The organism is Sphaerospermopsis kisseleviana CS-549, from assembly GCF_028329225.1.
GTDB lineage: Bacteria > Cyanobacteriota > Cyanobacteriia > Cyanobacteriales > Nostocaceae > Sphaerospermopsis > Sphaerospermopsis kisseleviana.
In genome coordinates, this window is sequence record NZ_JAQMTI010000309.1 from 1 (window position 1) to 22,871 (window position 22,871).

Sequence of the window (22,871 nt, forward strand, 5' to 3'; positions counted from 1 at the left end):
AGATTTTATCCATCAAGCAAAACCTGTTCTCGTTGTGGGCATAAAAAAGAAAATCTTTCTTTATCCGAAAGAATTTATTGCTGCGAGAACTGCGGTTTTGAGATAGATAGGGATCTAAACGCTGCAATTAATTTATCGCGTCTGGCTAAGGCGTGAAAGTCTACTGAGGGATAACTGCTCCCATGCTCCCGTTGAAGTAGAAAGTAAAGTCTAGTTTTGTCTAGGTTTTATATAGCAGTTGGTAATGATCACGCGATTTGTGCAAAAATAGGAAAATTATCTTTTTTTCTGGACCCTGCAATCCTACTTTCTTAATGAAAACTCTGAACACGGACACGATATAACCAGCGCCCATTAAGATATTTCAAATTATATACTATATGCAATTAAACGATCAGCTGTTTACTTCAAAGAGTGTACATCAAATTATTGATCGTTGTCCCTTGAGGATTAGCCCTGACAGCCCTGTAATGGATGCTATTGTCTTGATTCAAGAACAAAGTAACAGCCCAAAAATAGTCAACGCCCCAGAATCATTACCAAAAAGCAAAAGTAGAAGCTATGTTTTAGTGGTAGAAGAAAAGCATTTATTAGGCATATTTACCCTGAGAGATGTACTACGTTTGAAAGCTCTTAACTGGGATTTATGGAATACAAAAATAACTGAAGTGATGACAAAGGAAGTTATCACACTAAGAGAATCACATTTGCAAGATATTACCACAGTTTTGTCAATCTTGCAGCAACATGGAATCCATCATTTGCCCATTGTGGATGATGGGGAAGAACTGGTAGGAGTAGTCAGAGAATGTGACTTGTTAGCAGAATTAAATTTAGTGCAAATAGTTGGTGTAGTTGAGAGTTTACAGCAATATTTCCAAGAATCAGAACAGTCCACACATACATCCAATAAATGTCAATATCATCATCATACAATAGAGGAAGTATGCTGTAAGACTCAAAATATTATACACAGATTGGTAGCAGAAAAAATTGCCAACGAGATAAAAATTAACGAAGAACTTCAGCAAACTCTAGAAGAACTGCAAATTGTTGAAGAAGAACTACGCCAACAAAACGAACAACTCGTTGTTGCTCGTGAGATTGTAGAATTAGAACGCCGACGCTACCAAAATTTGTTTGAGTTGACACCTTATGGTTATTTAGTAACCGATAAATTAGGCATTATTCAAGAAGCCAATCATGCAGCATCAACCTTACTATCTGTAGACTCCAAATATCTAGTAGGTAAGCCCCTAACAATTTTTATTACTCAAGAAGAACGTCATACATTTATATCCCAACTAACAGATTTAGAACAATTTCCAGAATGGGAAATTAGTATCCAACCACGAGAAGGAAAGCCATTTCCTGCTAGTGTGAAAGTAGCTCCAATGTACAATCCTCAAAATCAACAGAGTGGCTGGATGTGGTTATTGAGCAATATTAGTGAACGCAAACAAGCTGAGACAGCACTCATTAAAGATACTGAAGAGTTAGAAAAACGAGTAGCAGAACGGACAAGAGAATTAGTAATTGCTAATCAAGCTTTGCAGCAAGAAATGAAAGAGCGCAAGGAAACAGAATCCGCCCTGCAAAAGAGTGAGGAGATATTTCGGCAATTTACTGAAAACATGGACTCATATATATGGATTGGTAGCCAAGATTGCAGTAACGTCTATTATATTAACCCGGCTTATGAGAAAATTTGGGGTCGTTCCTGCCAAAGTCTGCGGGAAAATCCTCTATCTTGGATAGAAGCAATTCATCCAGAAGACCTTGACCGCTTGATGGCAGAAGTGGAGGTGTATCATCAACAAGGTGGAAATGCTAGTTCAGAATATCGTATTATCCATTCTGATGGATCAATACGCTGGCTGTTGTCCAGACGCTTTGCGATCAAGAATGAACAAGGGCAAGTGGAATACTATAGTAGTATTGGTGAAGACATTACCGAGCGTCAACTGGCTGACCAAACTTTGCGAGAAAGTGAAGAGCGACTAACTTTAGCCCTCGAAGCGGTCAAAATGGGAATATGGGATTGGAACGTGACCACCAATACCTATATATGGTCTGCTCATATAGGTCTACTGTACGGATTGCCCAATGGTAGTTTGTGTCCACCAACTTGTTCAGATTTCTTAGATTTAATTCATCCTGAAGATACTCAGGTTTTTACTCAAGCACTGAATCTTGCCATGGAGCAAAAAACCGAGTTTAGTGTTGAATATCGGGCTGTTTGGCCTGACGGTAGCCTACACTGGTTAAGCACCAGAGGAAAAGTCTACTATAACAAACAAAGTCAGCCAATACGGGTAATTGGTACAACTAGAGATATATCTGAGCGCAAGCAAAAAGAACAGCAAATTTCGGATCAAGCTGCTTTATTAGATATCGCTACTGATGCTATTTTTGTGCGAGATTTTGACACAAAAATCATATTTTGGAGTCGGGGAGCAGAAAGGATATACGGTTGGGCTAAGGATGAAGCTGTCGGTAAAAACCTTCAGGATATTTTCTGCCCTAAAACTGCACTACAAAAAGAAGCAAACGCTCTGAAAACAGTAGTCAAGTTAGGAAATTGGCAAGGTGAGTTACGTAAAAAAACCAAATCTGGCCAGGAAATTATTGTAGAAAGTCGTTGGACACTGATGTTTGATGCTGATGGACAACCAAAATCCATCTTAGTTGTAGATACTGATATTACAGAAAGAAAAAAACTAGAAGAGCAGTTTTTCCGTACTCAAAGATTAGAAAGCATTGGTACTTTAGCTGGTGGTATTGCCCACGATTTAAATAATATCTTGACACCTATTTTAATCGCCACCCAATTACTTAAAGGCAAACTTGCCAAAAATCAAGAACGCCATCCCCAAATGCTTGATATTATTGAAAATAATGCTCAACGAGGTTCAGCTTTAGTCAGACAAGTTTTATCCTTTGCGCGAGGTTTAAAAGGAGAAAAAACAATAGTACAAGTTAAACACCTGATTACAGAAATTATCCAAATTGCTAAACAGACATTCCCCAAATCCATTGAATTTAGCACTCAAATCCCTGAAGATCTTTGGACTGTTGCTGGAGATACTACACAACTACATCAGGTATTAATGAACCTGGTAGTTAATGCCCATGATGCCATGCCAGCAGGTGGAATGCTAACAATTGCTGGGGAAAATATGTTTATTGATGAAGCTTATGCAAAGATGAATCTTGAATCGAAAGTTGGACATTATATTGTGATTACTGTCACGGATACAGGGTTAGGTATGTCCCCAAAAATAGTAGAGAACATTTTTGAGCCATTTTTTACCACTAAAGAAGTTGGTACTGGGACAGGATTGGGTTTGTCAACAGCGTTAGGAATTATTAAAAGTCATAATGGTTTTGTGACAGTTTCCAGCCAAGTTGGTAAAGGCAGTACATTTAAAGTCTTCTTGCCATCAGCAGAATCCCCTCAAGTTCCTAGTTTAGAGCAATTAGACATTAAACCGGGAAACGGAGAATTGATTTTGATAGTTGATGATGAACCTCAAATACTTGATGTGGCTACAATGATCCTGGAAAATAACAATTACCAGACCTTGACTGCTAGTAATGGCATTGAAGCGATCGCTCTTTATGCCCAATACAAACAGGAAATTAGTGTAGTTTTAATGGATATGATGATGCCAGAAATGGATGGTGTCACTGCCATTCGCACTATGCAAAAAATGAACCCAGATGTACAAGTGATTGCTTGTAGTGGACTGGGTACAATAGAGTTATTGCCAGAATCAGGAGAAACAAAAGTTCAAGCAGTTTTATTAAAACCCTATACAGCCAATGATTTATTACAGAGTTTAAATCAGGTAATGGGTAATTGACAATTGACAATTGACAATGGAGAATTGACAATTATCAATTATCAATTATCAATTATTTTTCTCCTATATATATACCTAAAGAGTGAGCAATTTGGACTAAATCACATTTAGGATCAACAAGAGCAGGACTTTGATCTAAAGCATCTTGGATAGGGACAGCGACAACATTTCCATTTTGCCAAGCTAACATTTGATCATATTTTTCTTGGGCAATTAAATCAATGGCATTTTTACCAAAAACTGTAGCTATTAGACGGTCTAAAGCTGAAGGAATACCACCCCTTTGAATATGTCCTAAAACAGAAACTCGCGTATCTATTAAATTGCTGCTACAGTTAGAAATTTGATCAGCGATATATTGACCACGACCACATTTAGCTACAGAACAACTAGCAGGATTATCCAAATCTTCTAAACTAGAATTAGCACCTTCAGCAACGACAATGATGGCAAATTTACGCCGCCAGCGATCGCGCAATTCCTGTAAATGCTCACAAATACCCTTCACAGTATAAGGAACTTCAGGAATTAAAATCACATCTGCACCCCCAGCAATCCCAGAATGTAAAGCTAAATGGCCAGCAGTACGTCCCATGACTTCCACAATCATTACTCTGTCGTGACTAGCCGCCGTAAATGTGAGACGATTAATAGCATCCACAACCGTATTTACTGCCGTATCAAAACCTATTGCACGTTCTGTTAAAGCTACATCATTATCAATAGTTTTGGGAATAGCAACTAAATTCCAATTACCCATATTTGCTAATTCATGGATAATCTTTAAACTACCGTCACCACCCACAGCAATTAAAGCATCTAAACCCAAAGCTTCATAACTAGCTAAAATTGCCGGTGCAGCAGCTAAAGTATCCCCTTTATTAATACTACCTAAAATCGTTCCCCCCATATTAATTAAAGGATCAATACCACGTAGATCCCAACCATGTATATTTAAGGGGACAGTTTGCCGTTCTAATAAACCTTGGGTGGCATAAGGAATACCGACAACTTCCCAATTAAATGTAAGAGTCGCATGACTAACAGCAGCACGAATCACACAATTTAAACCAGGACAGTCACCACCACTTGTAAGAATACCGATACGTTTTTTCATAGGATTTCAGGAGTTCAGGAGTCAGGAGTTCAAGGAGTCAGGAGTCAGGAGTCAGGAGTCAGGAGTTATGTATTTTGGATTTTGAATTTTGGATTTTGGATTGTTTTTGTCAACTCCAATCTAAAATCTAAAATCTAAAATCTAAAATTTTCTTCCCCAGTCCCCAGTCCCCAATCCCCAATCACCTCATCTGCGTTGACATTCTTAGCTGTCTACCCGATTCTGGTTTGTAACTTTGCAAAGCTTTCATGTACTGAGCGCGTTCAAAGGCGCTAGGATCAGGGCAGTTAAGTTGACTCATGCTACCTTGCATCTGTTTAACAGATTCATATTCATGAGTTTCCATCCATTCCCGCAAATCCTTTTCCAAGGAACGAATATGATCAATACCATGCCGTAAAAGCACAGAACACAGCATCGTTGCATTAGCCCCCACCATCAACATTTTGATCACATCATGGGCATTGTGAATACCGCTAGTGGCTGCTAGACTACCCTGAATATGACCATAAAGAATAGCTATCCAGCGTAGAGGTAAACGCATAGCTTGGGGTGTACTTAAAAGTACGTGAGGTTCAACATCCAAAGTTTCTAAATTAATATCTGGTTGATAGAACCGATTAAATAATACTAAACCATCAGCCCCAGCCTCATCTAAACGTTTAGCCATATTGGCAGTATTAGTAAAATAAGGACTGAGTTTTACAGCTACAGGAATTGTGACTGCACTTTTCACAGATGTGAGAATATCAATATAATTCTGTTCAATTTCTGCGCTGGTTAAATCTGGGTCAGTGGGAACATAATAAATATTTAATTCTAATGCTGATGCTCCTGCTTCTTCCATCAGTTTACCATATTCAGTCCAACCACCCAAAGAAGAACCATTTAAACTAGCAATAATAGGAATGTCTACTTTTTCTTTGGCTTTTCTAATATGGTCTAAATATTCCTCTGGACCAACACGGAAATCTGTAGGTTCAGGAAAATAAGTTAAAGCTTCGGCAAAACTCTCCGTACCGTAAGTTAAATGATGATGCAGTTCAAATTTTTCTAATGTTAATTGTTCTTCAAAAAGCGAGTGCATCACCACAGCACCAGCGCCAGCATCTTCCATTAATTTAATGTTATCAACTTCTTGGGAAAGGGGAGAAGCTGAAGGTACAAGAGGTGATTTTAATTCTAAACCGAGATATGTTGTAGTTAAGTTCATAATTTTGGTGATTGGTGATTGGTGATTGGTGATTGGTGATTGGTGATTGGGTGGTTAACTTCCCCCATCACCCCATCACCCCATCTTTATCTAACGGTTAGAGGTGGTTACACCTTTGTGGTTACTATTTGATTCTGGTTGTGGGTGAGGATTTTCAACAGGTTTATTTTCTGGTTCTTGATGTTGAGTTTCTTGTAACTTTCTGGCGGCTAAATATTGATACATTTGCCAACGAGTATTAACATCTTCTTGGGCTTCTTGCAATAATTCTTTTGCCCTTTCTGGGTCAATTTTGGTTAACATCTTGAACCGATTTTCCATGTACATGGAATTTTCAACTGGTATTCTAGGAGTACGAGAATCAAGTTGTAATGGGTTTTGTCCTTGTTCTGCACGATCTGGATTATAACGATACAATAACCAGCGTCCAGAGTCTACAGCAGCTTTTTGATTTTGCATTCCTGTAGCCATATTAATACCATGAGCTACACAATGACTGTAGGCAATAATTATTGATGGTCCATCATAAGCTTCTGCTTCTAAGAAAGCTTTTAATGTGTGTTCATCTCTTGCACCCATAGCCACACTAGCAACATAAACATTACCATAGGTCATGGCTATTAAACCCAAGTCTTTTTTAGCTGCGGGTTTACCACCGGCGGCAAATTTTGCGACTGCACCTTTAGGGGTAGATTTGGACATTTGACCGCCAGTGTTAGAATAAACTTCTGTGTCTAATACCAGAATATTCACATTGCGACCACTAGCAATTACATGATCTAATCCACCGTAACCAATATCATACGCCCAACCATCACCACCAATAATCCAAACACTCTTTTTAACCAAATAATCAGCTAAGGATTTTAGATTTTGGATTTGGGATTTTAGATTGGTTTCGGTTGCAGATTCCAAAAGTTGATCTAATCTTTGTTTGAGAATAGAAACCCGTTCTCGTTGTTCATAAATATCCGCTTCGTCTTTTTGTTCAGCGTTGAGGATATCTGTGACTAAAGATTCACCTATTTGGGGTGCAAGTTGTTGGAGTAAATAAGCTGCTATTTCCGCTTGTTTATCAATAGAAACGCGGAAACCTAAACCAAATTCGGCGTTATCTTCAAATAAACTATTAGACCAAGCTGGACCTCTACCTTCTGCATTTGTTGTCCAAGGTGTGGTAGGTAAGTTACCGCCATAGATGGATGAACAACCGGTAGCATTAGCCACGATCATGCGATCGCCAAATAGTTGAGTTACTAACTTAATATACGGTGTTTCTCCACATCCTCCACAAGCACCAGAGAACTCAAATAACGGTTCTTGCATTTGTTGTTGATTAATTCTATTCAACTTCAAATTGCGGCGGTCTGGATTGGGTAAATTTAAGAAGAAATCCCAGTTTTCCCGTTCTGGTTCTCTTAATGGTCTTTGTTCTGCCATATTAATGGCTTTTTTCTTAGGTTCGGCTTTATTTTTCGCTGGACATACATCTACACATAAAGCACAACCTGTACAATCTTCTGCTGCTACTTGAATGGTAAATTTTAAATCATGCCAATCATGTTCTTTTGCATTTGCACTCTTGAAGGTTGTAGGGGCATTTTCTAATTGTTCAGGTTCATAAACTTTACTGCGGATAACGCTGTGTGGACATACCATTACACATTTACCACATTGAATACAAACGTTGGGGTCCCAAACAGGAATTTCTTGGGCAATATTGCGTTTTTCCCATTTTGATGTTCCTGTGGGATATGAACCATCACAAGGTAATGCACTCACTGGTAAATCATCACCTTCACGGGCAATTATTTTCCCTAAAACATCACGCACAAATACAGGTGCATAATCGGGTATTGGTGATTGGGGACTGGTGATTGGTGATTGGGTAGTTTTTTCTTTGGTGGTGATTTCATACAAGTTATCCAAGGTTTTATCAACTGCTTGGATGTTCATTTGGACGATTTCTTCACCTTTTTTACCGTAGGTTTTACGGATGGATTTTTTAATTTGTGATATGGCTTCTTCTCTGGGTAAAACACCGGAAACAGCAAAGAAACAAGTTTGCATTACTGTGTTAATATGTCCGCCCATTCCCGCTTCCCGTGCGACTTTGTAGGCGTTAATCACATACAATTTGAGATTTTTGTTAATGATCTCTGCTTGCATGGAAGCAGGTAATTTATCCCAAACTTCATCTTTGTCATAAGGTGAATTAAGCAGGAATGTACCACCAGGAACGATATCTTTCAACATGGGGAATTTTTCTATAAACTCCCATTGATGACAAGCGACGAAATTAGCTTTAGTGATTAAATAGGTAGAGCGAATTTGTTGAGGTCCAAACCGCAAATGGGAAACTGTAACAGAACCAGATTTTTTAGAGTCATAAACAAAGTAACCTTGGGCATAATTATCAGTTTCTTCACCAATAATTTTGATGGAATTTTTGTTTGCCCCGACTGTACCATCTGCACCTAAACCATAGAATATTGCCCTCACTATGCTATCAGGTTCAATGTTAAATTCGGGGTCATATTCTAGGCTAGTATGGGTGACATCATCGTTAATCCCAACTGTAAAATGATTCTTTGGTGTTTCCACAGTCAAATTATCAAATACAGCTTTTACCATTGCGGGTGTAAATTCTTTAGAAGATAACCCATAACGCCCACCAAGAATCAATTTTAGATTTTGGATTTTGGATTTTGGATTTGCTTCTTGAATTGCAGTCACAACATCTGTATAAAGAGGTTCACCTGTTGCACCTGGTTCTTTTGTCCGATCTAAAACTGCAATACTTTGGGTGGTTTTTGGTAAAGCATCAATAAATCTTTGGGTGTCAAAAGGGCGATATAATCTAACTTTGATTACACCAACTTTTTCCCCTTGTTTGTTAAGATAATCTACAGTTTCGTGGACTGTTTCACAACCAGAACCCATAAGGATAATAATTCTTTCCGCTTGGGGATCTCCATGATATTCAAATAGTTTATATTCTCGCCCTGTAATTTCGGCGAATTGATCCATTACCTTTTGAGTGATATCTGGGCAAGCTAAATAAAATGGGTTCACTGTTTCCCGTGCTTGAAAGTAAACATCGGGATTTTGGGCTGTTCCTCTTAATACTGGATTATCAGGAGTTAATGCCCGTGAACGATGGGCTATAACTAATTCTATGGGGATGATTTTTTGTAAATCTTCTGTTGTTAATGTTTCTACTTTATCTACTTCGTGGGAGGTGCGAAAACCATCAAAAAAGTGTAAGAAAGGAATGCGAGATTCTAAACTTGCACGGGTGGAAATAACGGCAAAATCTTGAGCTTCTTGCACAGATGCAGCGCATAACATGGCAAAACCAGAACTTCTAGTAGCCATGACATCACTATGATCACCGAAAATTGATAATGCTTGGGCTGCGAGCGATCGCGCTGCAATATGAAATACTGTAGGTGTCAGTTCACCAGCAATTTTGTACATATTCGGGATCATTAACATTAATCCCTGAGATGCGGTAAATGTGGTAGTCAGTGAACCGGTTTGTAATGCACCATGTACCGCACCAGCAACCCCCCCTTCACTTTGCAACTGTACCACTGTGGGAACAGTTCCCCAAATATTCGGTTTATGTTCACTCATCCAAGCATCAGACCATTCTGCCATCGGTGAAGATGGTGTAATGGGATAAATAGCAATAACTTCATTGAGTGGATAGGCTACTCTGGCAACCGCTTCATTACCGTCTATGGTGGCATACGTTCTGGTTTTCATATTAATTAACCTTTGATAATTTCTCAACTCTGGGTAATTCGTAAAAGGGAATAAGTTGTGGAAATAAATTGTACCCAGTAAGCAGTACCCAGTACCCAGTAACCAGTCCCCATTACCTAGTTTCCAGTATCCTGGTGTCTACCTTGAAACTAAACTGAAAATTTGAGGAACTTGTGAGGAAAACTCATATTTGAGGGTTTAACAAAACTATATACAGCAGGAGTCAGGAGTAAAACTAGCTTGGTGTATAGGTTTCAATTTAGATTCTGTACCTCATTGATCTGCAATCTGCTGTAAATCTCCTTGAGGACGCAGAGTGTCAACTACCCTCACAACTTCCTCAAATTCTAGCTGTAAGTTAAGAGTAGATTAATGACTAGATGTAAACATTCAGCTATCAGTAATCAGTAATCAGCCAATAGCAGCAATAACAAAGATTCAGAAATTTTAATTTCAGGAATGTTATCTGCATCTGTTTCTTTTCAATCTTTGTATTTAAATATTTTAGGTACAGAAGTAAACCGATGTAAACCGATGGCTGAATGATTATGACTAGATAGCAGTTAATATTTGTACAATAAGGGTCTAGGAAATTCCTACATTAAATTTTCATACCTAGTTGGAGATAGAGTTGGCATCAAAAATATTATTATTTCCACCAAAAACTATGATTGACAATGTGCTGCCAATTAATATTGTCAGAAAGATTAATCAGGATTTAGCAATAAGTGGACAAATTACACCAGATCAACTACAACAACTGGCTGATGATGGTTATAAGTCTGTGCTAAATCTATGTTTTTCAGATGAACCAAGCTTCTGGCAACATGAACAGGAAAAAAGTCAACTTTTAGGATTATCCTATATTAATCTGCCTACCAAAATTGCAAATCTCACACATCCAGCAGCAAACCATATTTTTCAAGTTATTAGGGAACTCCCTAAACCACTGTTGATACATTGTGATAATTCCAAACGTTCAGCAGCTATAGTATTATTATATATTTCTACTAAACAGGGAATTGCCTTTGAGCAGGTGTGGCAAAAAACTATTAATTTAGACCTGCTATAGTTAGTTAGCCTAACATAAAATTATTATTAACAAAAATTTTTTATAACAGGAGTCAGGAGTAAAACCCTTTTATGTAATAGTTTTATGATTAATGGATGTCCTAAATACTCTGTCTACGGCTGTATTAACAAAATTACACAAACAATTCATAAGCACAAGACAGTAAAGAACAGGAAACAGAGATAGAATCAAGTCAAAAATCAAAAGTCAAAAGTCAAAATTAATAACTTCTGCTTCCTGCCTCCTGCCTCAAGAGGGCAACCACAGGGGGTTTGCACCTACTTAGTTATTGTTGAAAGTTTGAGATGAAGTTCCCTGATGATCATTATTGACAGATTGCAATTTCTGTTTAGTTGTAGATGTTGATGTTGTGACAACTTGGCTATTTTCTTTCATGATTCTGCTATAAGTTCGCTGGGGTATATAATGCAGTGGATTATAGCCAATAAAACGCAAAATCAACACACAAGCCCAGGAATATCTCCCATCCGCAATCGCTTCAATAATCTGATTTAATTCGTCAGGAGTAATAACATTCTCAAAGGTAGCTGGAGAAGAAGAAACTCGGTAATTCATGACTAGCCCTGATAAAATTTGTAGTTTTTGGTTTACATTAGCTGCGGTCTCAAGTGGTCTGTTGCCTATGCTTAAATAATTAAGGTTATCAAAAGTTATTTATGTTAATACCTCAGTCAATTGTGTGATTAGAAAAAATAGGAAACACAAACAATCTCTGATATGCAGAATACTCTTTTTTTTCGGTCATTTTAGCCAAGTTGGCAATTTTTATATAAAGAAATTATAATGGATGGCATTTTTTGTATCTTGTTTAAATGCCTATTTAAATAGTGTCACACAAAGGGTTTACAAAAGTGCAATTAGCAGCTATTGAATCAAATAACGTTTTTTGCTAGTTAGCTAAAAGGTGACTATGGTCTGATTTAAGGTTATTATTCTCCTGGGTTTTGGATAACTAATACTCAGAAATCTAACTAAATATATTGTTCTCTATCTCAGGAATTACTTTATGGTTTCACTCTTGAGTTAGACGCGATAATTTTGACAATTTATTTATAATCGCAGAGAAAACGCACCTTACCCAACCCATCTTTTAAAACGATGGTTTTTAAGGTGAGAAAAATGAGGTTGTGGGTGTTATATTTGGGTAATTCCCTATGTATGAATTATTTCAGGCTATTTTAAACAGTGAAGAAAAAACTGAGATTCGTCAGTTTCTCTGTACTTTAGATACTAAGGATCAACGTTACTTTTTAAGAAATGAAATTTTGCAAGCTTTTGCAGATTATTGTCATCAATCTCAAAAACCGGCTTATTTTTACCATTCTTCTTCTTTAGGAACACTTATTAACTACACCCATGAAATAATTTTGGAAAGGGAAAATACTTGGTTTGTAGTTAGACCGAGAATTGCTAGTCAAGAAGTATGGAAACTAACCTCAGATTTTACTCAGTTTGATTTAATAACTCCTAAAGAATTTTTAGATGTGAGCGATCGCTTAGTCAATCGTTACCAATCTCACATTCTAGAAATTGATCTGCACCCATTTTACCAAGCATCTCCAAGAACTAGCGATCCCCGAAATATTGGTCAAGGTTTGACTTTCCTTAACCATTATCTCTGCAATCAATTTGTTACTGATCCCCAATATTGGTTAGATAAATTGTTTCAAGCATTACAGGCAATACAATACAATGGTATGCGGTTGTTAATTGGCGATCGCATTCGTTCTGGTATTCAGTTTGCCAAACAAATTAAACCAGCCATTACTTTTTTAAGCGAACTTCCCCCTCACCAACCCTACCCAGAATTTCGCTTTCAACTGCAACAGCTGGGTTTTGAAGCTGGTTGGGGTGACAATGTAGGGCGATTCAAAGAAACCCTAGAACTCTTACAAAGACTCATCGACACCCCCCAACCTTCCCTCCTAGAAGCCTTTGTGTCGCGTATACCCGCAGTTTTTCGCGTAGTTCTTATTTCTATACATGGTTGGGTAGCGCAAGAAGACGTTTTAGGAAGAGAAGAAACATTAGGTCAAGTTATTTACGTCCTTGAACAAGCACGCAGCTTAGAAAACAAACTACAAGAAGAAATTAAACTTGCTGGTCTGGACTGCTTGGGTATCAAACCTCATGTAATTATTCTGACTCGCCTGATTCCCAACTGTCAAGGAACATTTTGTGACCTGCGATTAGAAAAAGTTAACAACACAGAAAACGCTTGGATTTTGCGAGTTCCTTTCACAAATTCTGATTCAGAAATTACCAATAACTGGATTTCCAAATTTGAAATTTGGTCTTATTTAGAAAAATTTGCTCAAGATGCAGAAAAAGAACTATTAGAGCAATTTCAAGGTAAACCAAATTTGATTATTGGTAACTACAGCGATGGTAATTTAGTTGCTTCTATTCTCTCCCGGAGTTTAAAAGTCACTCAATGTAATATAGCCCATTCCCTAGAAAAACCGAAAAACCTATTCAGTAACTTATATTGGCAAGAATTAGAAGATAAATATCACTTTTCTGCCCAATTTACAGCAGACTTAATTAGCATGAATGCAGCAGATTTTATCATTGCTTCAACCTATCAAGAAATTGTCGGTACGCCAGACACAATGGGGCAATATGAATCTTACAAATGTTTTACAATGCCCGAATTATATCATGTAATTGATGGCATTGATTTATTCAATCCAAAATTTAATATGGTTGCTCCGGGAGTCAGTGAAGCATTCTTTTTTCCCTATAACCAAACAGAAAAAAGAAATCCTCAAGAAAGCCAACACATTCAAAACCTATTATTTCACCAAGAAGATGATCACATTTTCGGTAAATTAGACGATAGTAACAAAAGACCAATTTTTGCAGTTGCACCCATTACCTCAATTAAAAACCTGACTGGGTTAGTGGAATGTTTTGGTAAAAGTAACGAATTACAATCACGATGTCACCTAATTTTATTAACCAGCAAATTATATGCCGACGAAGCCACAAACTTAGAAGAAGCAGAGGAAATCCAAAAACTACACAATATTATTAACCAGTATACTCTACAAAGTAAAATCCGTTGGTTAGGAATGCGCTTACCTAGCAATAAAATCGGTGAAGCTTATCGCATAATTGCCGATAAACAAGGAATTTATGTTCATTTTGCCCTTTATGAAGCCTTTGGCCGCAGCATTTTAGAAGCAATGATTTCTGGTTTACCAACATTCGCCACTAAATTTGGTGGAGCATTAGAAATTATCGAAGATTGGCAAAATGGATTTCATCTCAATCCCACAGATTTAGCAGGTACAGCGAAAACAATTATCAACTTTTTAGATAAATGTGAATCCCACCCAGAATATTGGCAAGAAACTTCACAATGGATGATTCAAAGAATTCGCAATAAATACAACTGGAAATTACACAATGAACAATTATTAGTCTTAGCTAAAATGTTTAGTTTTTGGAACTTGATTGCCCCAGAAGACAACGAAGCCAGAGATAGATATATGGAAACATTATTTTATCTCATTTATAAACCAAGAGCAGAAAAAATTATCCCCCACACACAACCACAAAAACAATACCTTCCCATTTAAAAACCTGAAATCTAAAATTCTTAAAAAAATTAACGTAGCCACACCAACAACTCTCTGAAACTCTCTTACCTTTGTGTACTTTGCGTCCTTTGCGGTTCAATCATATCAAGCCGAAGATACAAGCCGAAGATAATTGTCAATCGTTAGATAAAAAAAACTACACAACGGGGATGCTCCCTATATCTCTCTTTTTTCTCCCTCCGCGCCTCTGCGCCTCTGCGTGAAAAAATCCATTCATTTAGTAATATTTAATAATAAAAATGGAAAAACAACAAGATTTCATCTACACAGACTGGATATTAATAGAAAACCAGTTTAATCCTGAAAAATTACACGCTAGAGAAACAATTTTCACCATTGGTAACGGTTATTTAGGCACAAGAGGCAGCTTTGAAGAAAGCTATCCCCGTGCATTACCTGCTACATTAATTCACGGTGTTTATGACGATGTTCCCGTAGTTTATACCGAACTAGCCAACTGTCCAGACTGGCTACCATTGATAGTGATGATTGATGGCGAACGCTTTCGTCTCGATCAAGGTACAATATTGCAGTACAACCGTGAACTCGACCTGCGTCAAGGCGTTATTAGCCGTTCTCTACGTTGGCGCAGTCCCACAGGAAAAACCATAGATATCAGCTTTGAACGCTTTGCCAGTTTAGCGGATCATCATGTATTAGGGCAACGTTGCCAGTTAACCACAGTAGATTTTCATGGATTAATTGAAATACAATCTAGTATCAATGGCTACCCAGAAAATAAAGGTTTCAATCACTGGGAAGGACTAGATCAAGGGAAATTTGACCAAGGTTTTTGGTTACACAGTCGCACCCGTTACTCCCATATTGATATCGGGATGGCTGCAAAAATGACCATTTCAGGCATTGAAGCGGCTATGCAAATCAATACCGCACCAGGTTATCCTAGCATCAGCGCCACTTTTTTCTCTGAACCACAGCAAACCGTAACCGTAGAAAAACTCGTTACTGTTTTTACATCGCGTGATGTTGATCAACCAGTGTTAGCCGCACAGTCAAAACTCGCCCAGTTACCAGATTATATAACTCTTCGTGATGCGAATGAACAAGCTTGGGCTGAGGTTTGGCAACAAAGCGACATTCTCATTGAAGGAGATAGTAAGGCCGCTTTTGCTGTGCGTTATAATTTATTTCAATTGCTCATTGCTGCTCCCCGTGATGATGACAGAGTGAGTATTCCCGCAAAAACCTTGTCTGGGTTTGGTTATCACGGCCATATTTTTTGGGATACGGAAATTTTTATTCTGCCATTTTTTACTTTTACTCAACCAGCACTAGCTCGGAATTTACTTACTTATCGCTATCATACTTTAGATGGGGCGCGGCGGAAAGCGATTCATTATGGATACCAAGGGGCAATGTACGCTTGGGAAAGTGCGGTGACTGGGGATGAAGTAACACCACGCTGGGCGCTACCGAGTGATTATTATGCTGAGGATGTGCGTATTTGGTGCCGCGATCGCGAAATTCATATTAGCTCAGTTATTCCCTATGCTGTATGGTACTATTGGCGAGTGACTGGGGACGATGAATGGCTCAGAGATTATGGTGCAGAGATAATTCTAGATACCGCAATTTTCTGGTCAAGTCGCGTTGAATTTAATTCTCACACTCAACGTTATGAAATACGTAGTGTTATAGGTGCAGATGAATACCATGAATTAGTACATAACAATAGTTTTACTAATCGGATAGTCCAATGGCATTTAGAAAAAGCTGGTATAGTTAATAACTTATTGAAGCGTAATTTTCCGGAATACGCTGAGGAACTAGAGCAGAAATTGCACCTGACTGACGAAATCAGAAACCATTGGCAAGAAATCATTAACAAAATCTGGATTCCCTACGACCCAGAAACGGGATTAGTTGAGCAATGTGAGGGATTTTTCCAATTAGATGATATTAACTTAGCAGACTACGAACCGCGTCACAAGTCAATGCAAGCCATTTTAGGTATTGAAGGTGCAAATAAACACCAAGTTCTGAAACAACCTGATGTTTTAATGATACTTTATCTCATGCGGGAATCTGCGGAATTTCCTTACAGTAGAAAAAATTTAGAAGTAAATTGGAATTATTACGCACCCCGCACGGATATTACTTATGGTTCTTCCCTGGCTCCAGCTATTCACGCGATATTAGCCGCAGATTTAGGGAAAACCCAGAAAGCTTATGAACGCTTTATGCAAGCGGCGATGGTGGATTTGGAAGATATCCGGGGGAATGCGAATGAAGGTATTCACGGTGCTAGTGCAGGAGGCGTTTGGCAAGCGGTAGTTTTTGGTTTTGGAGGTATTCAATTTACAAATAATCAGCCCGTAGCTCATCCCCATTTACCTTCTGGTTGGACACGCTTAAAGTTTAAATTATACTGGCGTGGCAAATGGCATGATTTTGATTTACACCGGGAAAAAGGGAATGGGAAAACATCTGCTACTAATATTCAAGGTGTGATTTTTGATTTAGATGGTGTGTTAACGGATACGGCTGAATATCACTATCAAGCTTGGCAGAGGTTAGCGGATGAGGAAGGTATACTTTTTAGCCGTCAAGCTAATGAGGCGTTACGGGGAATTTCTCGCCGTGCTTCCCTGATGTTAATTATTGGTAATAGGCGATATTCTGATACACAGATCCAGGAGATGATGGAACGTAAAAACGATTACTATGTGGAATTGATTGAAAATATCACTCCTGATAATTTGTTACCGGGTGCGGTTTCTTTGTTGGATGATTTGCGTCAAGCTGGGTTAAAAATAGCTCTGGGTTCAGCGAGTAAAAACGCTCATGTAGTGGTTGAAAAGCTGGGAATTAGTGATAAACTGGATGCGATCGCTGATGGTTATAGTGTACATAAACCCAAACCCGCACCAGATTTATTTTTATTTGCAGCCCAGCAGTTAGGACTGCCTCCCCAGCAATGTGTAGTATTTGAAGATGCAGCCGCAGGTATAGATGCAGCTTTAGCCGCAGGTATGTGGGCGGTGGGTATGGGACCACCGGAAAGGGTGGGAAATGCTCACATTGTTTTACCTAGTTTAGCAGGTATGACTTGGGAAAAATTGCAAGAGAAATTTAGGGATATTGCTTTACAGCCGATACAAAAAAACTAACTAATGCTAATGCTAACAAAAGTCGGCTTTTTCTTCCTGTTTCACCAGTTCGACTACGCACTCCTGCGTGTTGCGCTAGTAGTAGTCGTTGTTGCTTGTTAATTTTGAGTTGGGTTTTGAATCCTAGTAGCATACAGTGATTTTACTGTAATTCTGTCATCAAGAGCAGATGAGTGGAAATTTTGGGTAAATGTGAGTATTTGTTAGTATTAGTTAAGAAATTAGTTAAGAAAACAGTAACTAGCTACTAACCCACATTCCCCACCCTAAACTAAATTTTTGACTTTTGACTTCCTTTCTCCACCATCTAAAGCCCGATAAAGTATCAATGCCAAATTTCGATACTTTCCCTCAGTGGTTTTGGTTCGCTGGATTTCTTTATAAAAAACAAGACCCTATAAAGCTTTAAAACTTTATAGAGTCTCGTTTTTAATTTGGTGGCGGGAAGTGGATTTGAACCACTGACCTTCGGGTTATGAGCCCGACGAGCTACCAGGCTGCTCTATCCCGCGTCGCTTTCGTCTCTTGACTTTTTTAATATAACTCATAGTCAAGAGTTTGTCAACTACAAAAGCGATAATTCTCCAATTACCTCTAAACGCTTGTATTTCCCCAAGTTCATGAATTTCTCGGACAGGCTTTGGGCAACGCTGGGACTAATCCAACCCATTTGTTGAAGTACATGAATAGCTACGGCATATTTTGCCCGTTTAGCTCCATCCATAACTTTGATAGCTAGTCCCATCCCTTCACCAAGTCGGCCAATGCACTGTACTCCTTCCGCACCTGATTTACTGACCAGTTCACCCGGATTTAAGCGCATCAGTTCTGTGTCAAATTCACCTTTTCCAGCCACCATAGTCGGATGGTGATTCATGGCGCGGACAATGCGTTCCATATCTAAGTTATTGCTGGAGGCGAGTACAGCATATAAAGATGCCATGTGACCGAGTTGCATCAGATATGTGGGAGCGCCGCAGTCGTCATGAACACCGATAAATTCGGCTGCTGGCATTCTCAATAATTCTGCTACCTTGGAGAGAATTAACTGCTGGACTGGGTGTTTACGATCCAAATAGTTATTTAAAGGCCAATGGCGTTGCTGACAAACTGCTAACATTCCAGCGTGTTTACCAGAGCAGTTGTATTCTAGGGTGCTGCGTTTACCTTCTGGAACTGGACATTGCAAGGCGCTGGGGTCAAGGTCAGCCCGCCAGAGGATGTTAAATACTTGTCGTACCTGTTCCATGCTGCCTTTGTGGGAACTGGTAATGATGGCTAAGTCACGATCGCTCAAATCATACCGTTCCAGTGTGCCTGTACTGGTGACAGCTAATGCCTGAAATGGTTTGAGGGCTGAACGGACAAAGGCAGCGGTTTCGGCGTTGCCAGCAACAGATAGAACTCGTCCCCGGTCGTCGCTGACTACAGCCTGGACTATATGCCTAGATTCGATAATACCTTCCCGCAGTAACCGGACTTCCAGTGCTGTGGCTTGTGTTCGTTTTCCCATTGTCAAAACAAATGCCAAACTATAGTACCAATAAGATACATTAAAGCCAAGGCGGCAAAGGTAATTTGCAAGCGTTGGAGAATAGGTTTAATTTCGTAAGAGACAATGAGGCGATCGCGGACAATGACCTCCTGGGGTTTTGTCCAGGTTTGGCCGTCATACCAGCCTGATTCTTCATAGAAGACTGTGGAACTATAAAGGCGATCGCGCACATAGAACCAACCCAAATACAACCGCACCAATATCAGCACTACTCCCACACTAGCAGCGGCAGATCCACAGAGAATAAAATGAACTATATGCTTTTGTGGAGGAAAGCTGGCAGCGGCTACTGGACCTGCAACCAGCCATGACCAACTCCAAATCCAAAAAATCTTGGTGAGATAATTACGCCAGCTTAAGGTAGTATCCCGAAATAGCCAGGAATTTTTTAATTCTTCGTACTCATTGAGTGGTTGTTGTTCTGTGGGAACTGGGCAGTTAGAAACCGATGATCTCATCATCTTGGTTTATCCTCAACCTGATCAGAGTTTGGCAGTGAAATGCGTTCGGCATGAATCCAGAATGCTTCTAAATTATAAAACTCTCGTTCCTTGGGCATCATAATGTGAACAATCACATCTCCATAGTCTTGCAGCACCCAACTCCCCTCAGCTTTTCCTTCTGTCCTTAACGGACGACGTTGCAGGTTCGTTTCCACTTTCTCTTCTATTGCTGCGGCGATCGCTCTGACTTGTACCCTAGAGTAGCCTGTCATCATCACAAAGTAATCAGACAGGTAGGAGACATCTGCTACTTTCAGCAATAAAATCTCACCTGCTTTGCGTTCTGATCCAGCTTCAGCTATGGTTATAGCTAATTTTTCGCTCAGATTATCAGTTTCCGCCATTGAGGTGTTCACTGTTGTTTTGGTCAGTGGAACAGATTCTAATGGTAAATTTCTTGGGAAATAATCAGTCATTCAACCTCAGTTGCTTGTTTCCTTTTTTGATTACAAATTGTCCGATGTGCTTACAAACAACTTGCAATTGTGTGAATAGGTTTTTTTGAATACTAACAAAAAAATCGGTGTTTAGGGGTATAACCAAGGCGAGAAAAAAGGAAACCTTCTTGAGATTAACTACTATTTATGCAGTTGGCTGATTACTGATTGCTAATTAAGGCTGGCTGAATAAATGTGAAAATATGACAAGTAAAGGGTCTTAGCCTGCTGGAAGTTAAAAAAGTGCAAGACTTGACGAGGTGGGATCTCAAAAACCTTGCATTTAATTTCTACACAAAGGAAAAATCGCTCCCATCGAACTCTTGAAACTGCTCCCCGCTCCCTGCCCCCTGTCTCCACGACAAGACTTTTTCAGCAAACCCTATTTAAAAACACCAAAAAAAACACCAAAAAATTTACCCAGAGCCGATATAATGAGCTTGGGTAAATTTTAAAATGTAATTTTTACGAATTGTTGAAACTGCTGACTTTTAAACAGCACCACTGTTTTTGTTAAATAAAATAGCTATAGTTTTAAGAATCAGCCTTAAATCATACACTAAACTCCAATTTTGTTGATACTGCAAATCAAGACGAATAACATCCTCAAAACTGCGTACTGTCGAGCGGCCATTGACTTGCCATTCACCAGTCATCCCCGGTTTTACATCCAAGCGTTGCCACTCTGGTACTTCATATCGTTCTACTTCATCGGGGGTAGGTGGCCTAGTACCAACTAAACTCATTTCGCCTTTGAGGACGTTCCAAAATTGGGGTAGTTCATCCAGGCTGGTGCGCCGTAAAAAGCGTCCTACCTGGGTAATTCTAGGATCGTGATCATTTTTAAAGAAAGCACCTTGGACTTGGTTTTGAACTTGAGATTTCTTAGCTTCTGCATCGACACACATGGAACGAAATTTCCAAATAGCAAAACGCTTACCCATCCACCCACAGCGGGTTTGTTTAAAGAAAATTGGACCGGGATCGTCGATTTGAATAGCGATCGCAATAGGAATGAATAAAAATGCTGTAATTATTAAACCCACCAATGATCCCACTATGTCAATTAATCTTTTCATCCAAGAGGCCACAGAAGGATGTGTTTGAGGTAGGGGATCTGCTTTGCGAGAGTTAGTGATCCGATTATTTTCTTCAATATGATTAGGTTCTATGGGACTAACGCTGTGAGGAGACTCAATAGCAAATACGTGATCTAATCCTGTGAGGTTGAGAACTGCCATCACTTGAGGGGTAACATTACGAAGTGTGAATCCGATCCCTTGTTCTTGGGCATATTTAAAATTACTCACCAAAGCCCCCAAACCACTACTATCCATAAAGATCGTATTTTGGAAGTCAATGATCAGGTGTTGGGGATGGGTATCAGCTTGGATGAGGCTTTGGCAGGTTTGCTTAAAGCGTACAGCATCAACGACGCTCAAACGCATCGACACCTGTACTATTGCTGTATCGTTCAGGTAAGTAACTGGGAAATTTACCTCTGTGGGTTGGCTACTCATGAAGCTATGCAATTTGGTTGCCATTGGGGTCTAATCTGCCAAACATGATTTTTTCCTGGAAAACTACTTAACCTAATTTTGAAAAAAATAAGATTAAGGATAGGTGAGTAGTTTTTCGCGCAGAGATTTGGAGATTGCCGAACACGGTTCACAATGGAAAAACAAGCTAGAAACCTACTGGTTTCATACCCAATCGGTGTCAGCGACTGTGCTAAACCATAGGCGAACGCATTCCTCTCTATCATCTCATGATTGCTAAAACTAAAGTTAAACCTACAGCACGCCTGATTGAAGTTTTCTCTGCTATTCAAGGAGAAGGTCTCAACGTCGGGACACGTCAGATTTTTATTCGCTTTGCAATATGTGACTTGCGTTGTCACTTTTGCGATAGTTCCCATACATGGAATGCTCCCTCTGTATGTCAAATAGAGCGTTCACCAGGATTGCGAGATTTTGAAATCCACTCTAATCCTATTCCTCTATCCACGTTGATCAAATGGGTGGAAAGGCAAAATTTACCTTTTCTACACGATAGCATCAGCTTAACTGGAGGTGAACCGCTTCTTCATGCTCCATTTTTGGCGCAATTTTTGCCGGAAGTGCGATCGCTGAATTTGCCTATATATCTGGAAACTGGGGGACATCGCCCTGAGCAACTGGACATGATTCTCCCGTACCTTGACTCTGTAGGCATGGATTTAAAATTGCCTAGTGTGAGTGGCGAAAGTCATTGGACAGAACATGAAAAATTTCTCCAAATATGCTTTGATGCAAATTTAGAGATTTTTGTCAAGATAATTGTCTCTCAAAGGACTGATCCTGGCGAATTGGAACGAGCAGCTTTATTAGTTAATGGTATATGTCAGGATATTCCTATATTTCTGCAACCTGTGACACCTTTAGCAGAATCTCAAAAATTCAGTCAGGTAGCTGTAGAAGCCCCTACACCAAACCAAGTTTTAGAATGGCAAGCTTTGATGAAGCGATTTGTGAAACAAGTGCGGGTGATCCCCCAAACACATAAAATGTTGAGGCAGTTGTAGGGGACTGGGGACTGGGG

At 39.2% G+C, this 22,871-nt stretch carries 15 protein-coding genes and 1 tRNA gene; 6 read left to right on the forward strand and 10 right to left on the reverse strand.

What is annotated here, in order from left to right; genetic code table 11:
• On the forward strand, window positions 1–156 hold a 156-nt coding region (locus tag PN497_RS23795; RefSeq protein ID WP_272110959.1), incomplete at its 5' end, for a zinc ribbon domain-containing protein.
• A 224-nt stretch (window positions 157–380) separates the two neighbouring features.
• Window positions 381–3,866: a PAS domain S-box protein gene (locus PN497_RS23800; protein WP_096569450.1), complete on the forward strand. Its 3,486-nt coding sequence runs from the start codon at window positions 381–383 to the stop codon at window positions 3,864–3,866.
• Window positions 3,867–3,918: 52 nt separating this feature from the next.
• Here PN497_RS23800 and PN497_RS23805 read toward each other — a convergent pair whose 3' ends face one another.
• The 3 genes from PN497_RS23805 to nifJ form a co-directional block, all read right to left on the reverse strand.
• Window positions 3,919–4,983, reverse strand: coding sequence for an ATP-dependent 6-phosphofructokinase (locus tag PN497_RS23805; protein ID WP_096569453.1), 1,065 nt, complete (start codon window positions 4,981–4,983; stop codon window positions 3,919–3,921).
• 181 nt (window positions 4,984–5,164) lie between these two features.
• Window positions 5,165–6,196, reverse strand: a complete 1,032-nt coding sequence (locus tag PN497_RS23810; protein WP_096569456.1) for a dihydroorotate dehydrogenase-like protein — start codon at window positions 6,194–6,196, stop codon at window positions 5,165–5,167.
• Between the two features lie 90 nt (window positions 6,197–6,286).
• Window positions 6,287–9,967: a pyruvate:ferredoxin (flavodoxin) oxidoreductase gene (gene nifJ / locus PN497_RS23815; protein WP_096569459.1), complete on the reverse strand. Its 3,681-nt coding sequence runs from the start codon at window positions 9,965–9,967 to the stop codon at window positions 6,287–6,289.
• Window positions 9,968–10,634: 667 nt separating this feature from the next.
• On the opposite strand from nifJ, the gene PN497_RS23820 reads away from it, so the two are divergent.
• Window positions 10,635–11,039: a protein tyrosine phosphatase family protein gene (locus PN497_RS23820; RefSeq protein WP_199291268.1), complete on the forward strand. Its 405-nt coding sequence runs from the start codon at window positions 10,635–10,637 to the stop codon at window positions 11,037–11,039.
• Between the two features lie 282 nt (window positions 11,040–11,321).
• Here PN497_RS23820 and PN497_RS23825 read toward each other — a convergent pair whose 3' ends face one another.
• Complete coding sequence (locus tag PN497_RS23825) at window positions 11,322–11,615, reverse strand: HetP family heterocyst commitment protein (protein ID WP_096569460.1); 294 nt, start codon at window positions 11,613–11,615, stop codon at window positions 11,322–11,324.
• A gap of 599 nt (window positions 11,616–12,214) precedes the next feature.
• Between PN497_RS23825 and PN497_RS23830 the strand changes: the two genes are divergently transcribed.
• Together PN497_RS23830 and pgmB are read left to right on the forward strand one after the other, a co-directional pair.
• Window positions 12,215–14,644: a sucrose synthase gene (locus PN497_RS23830; protein ID WP_096569463.1), complete on the forward strand. Its 2,430-nt coding sequence runs from the start codon at window positions 12,215–12,217 to the stop codon at window positions 14,642–14,644.
• Between the two features lie 260 nt (window positions 14,645–14,904).
• The gene (gene pgmB, locus PN497_RS23835) at window positions 14,905–17,796 is read left to right on the forward strand and encodes a beta-phosphoglucomutase (protein WP_096569466.1); all 2,892 of its coding nucleotides are present in this window, start codon (window positions 14,905–14,907) and stop codon (window positions 17,794–17,796) included.
• On the opposite strand, the gene PN497_RS23840 is transcribed toward pgmB, so the two are convergent.
• The 6 genes from PN497_RS23840 to PN497_RS23865 all read right to left on the reverse strand — a co-directional run bounded on the left by PN497_RS23840 (window position 17,759) and on the right by PN497_RS23865 (window position 21,835).
• The gene (locus PN497_RS23840) at window positions 17,759–17,929 is read right to left on the reverse strand and encodes a helix-turn-helix domain-containing protein (RefSeq protein WP_222620756.1); all 171 of its coding nucleotides are present in this window, start codon (window positions 17,927–17,929) and stop codon (window positions 17,759–17,761) included. The genes pgmB and PN497_RS23840 overlap by 38 nt on opposite strands.
• A 302-nt stretch (window positions 17,930–18,231) precedes the next feature.
• Window positions 18,232–18,308, reverse strand: a tRNA-Met gene (locus PN497_RS23845).
• A gap of 53 nt (window positions 18,309–18,361) precedes the next feature.
• A complete protein-coding gene (locus PN497_RS23850; RefSeq protein WP_096572724.1) occupies window positions 18,362–19,315 on the reverse strand; it encodes an asparaginase in 954 nt (317 codons plus the stop codon).
• Window positions 19,312–19,812, reverse strand: coding sequence for a CGLD27 family protein (locus tag PN497_RS23855; protein WP_096569469.1), 501 nt, complete (start codon window positions 19,810–19,812; stop codon window positions 19,312–19,314). The genes PN497_RS23850 and PN497_RS23855 overlap by 4 nt, the downstream gene beginning before the upstream one ends.
• Window positions 19,809–20,270 (reverse strand): ribosome silencing factor, encoded by a 462-nt coding sequence (gene rsfS, locus PN497_RS23860; protein WP_096569472.1) that lies wholly within the window; start codon window positions 20,268–20,270, stop codon window positions 19,809–19,811. Before rsfS ends, PN497_RS23855 begins: the two co-directional genes overlap by 4 nt.
• A 512-nt stretch (window positions 20,271–20,782) precedes the next feature.
• Window positions 20,783–21,835 (reverse strand): anti-sigma factor antagonist, encoded by a 1,053-nt coding sequence (locus PN497_RS23865; protein ID WP_096569475.1) that lies wholly within the window; start codon window positions 21,833–21,835, stop codon window positions 20,783–20,785.
• A gap of 224 nt (window positions 21,836–22,059) precedes the next feature.
• Between PN497_RS23865 and PN497_RS23870 the strand changes: the two genes are divergently transcribed.
• Window positions 22,060–22,854, forward strand: a complete 795-nt coding sequence (locus PN497_RS23870; RefSeq protein WP_096569479.1) for a 7-carboxy-7-deazaguanine synthase QueE — start codon at window positions 22,060–22,062, stop codon at window positions 22,852–22,854.
• The last annotated feature ends 17 nt before the right edge of the window (window positions 22,855–22,871 follow it).

What these genes read in the sequence shown, in the direction of transcription:
- PN497_RS23800 (WP_096569450.1), top strand. Translation starts at nt 381, where the DNA reads ATGCAATTAAACGATCAGCTGTTTACTTCAAAGAGTGTACATCAAATT.
- PN497_RS23805 (WP_096569453.1), bottom strand. Translation starts at nt 4,983, where the DNA reads ATGAAAAAACGTATCGGTATTCTTACAAGTGGTGGTGACTGTCCTGGT.
- PN497_RS23810 (WP_096569456.1), bottom strand. Translation starts at nt 6,196, where the DNA reads ATGAACTTAACTACAACATATCTCGGTTTAGAATTAAAATCACCTCTT.
- nifJ (WP_096569459.1), bottom strand. Translation starts at nt 9,967, where the DNA reads ATGAAAACCAGAACGTATGCCACCATAGACGGTAATGAAGCGGTTGCC.
- PN497_RS23820 (WP_199291268.1), top strand. Translation starts at nt 10,635, where the DNA reads ATGATTGACAATGTGCTGCCAATTAATATTGTCAGAAAGATTAATCAG.
- PN497_RS23825 (WP_096569460.1), bottom strand. Translation starts at nt 11,615, where the DNA reads ATGAATTACCGAGTTTCTTCTTCTCCAGCTACCTTTGAGAATGTTATT.
- PN497_RS23830 (WP_096569463.1), top strand. Translation starts at nt 12,215, where the DNA reads ATGTATGAATTATTTCAGGCTATTTTAAACAGTGAAGAAAAAACTGAG.
- pgmB (WP_096569466.1), top strand. Translation starts at nt 14,905, where the DNA reads ATGGAAAAACAACAAGATTTCATCTACACAGACTGGATATTAATAGAA.
- PN497_RS23840 (WP_222620756.1), bottom strand. Translation starts at nt 17,929, where the DNA reads ATGCTACTAGGATTCAAAACCCAACTCAAAATTAACAAGCAACAACGA.
- PN497_RS23855 (WP_096569469.1), bottom strand. Translation starts at nt 19,812, where the DNA reads ATGATGAGATCATCGGTTTCTAACTGCCCAGTTCCCACAGAACAACAA.
- rsfS (WP_096569472.1), bottom strand. Translation starts at nt 20,270, where the DNA reads ATGACTGATTATTTCCCAAGAAATTTACCATTAGAATCTGTTCCACTG.
- PN497_RS23865 (WP_096569475.1), bottom strand. Translation starts at nt 21,835, where the DNA reads ATGGCAACCAAATTGCATAGCTTCATGAGTAGCCAACCCACAGAGGTA.
- PN497_RS23870 (WP_096569479.1), top strand. Translation starts at nt 22,060, where the DNA reads ATGATTGCTAAAACTAAAGTTAAACCTACAGCACGCCTGATTGAAGTT.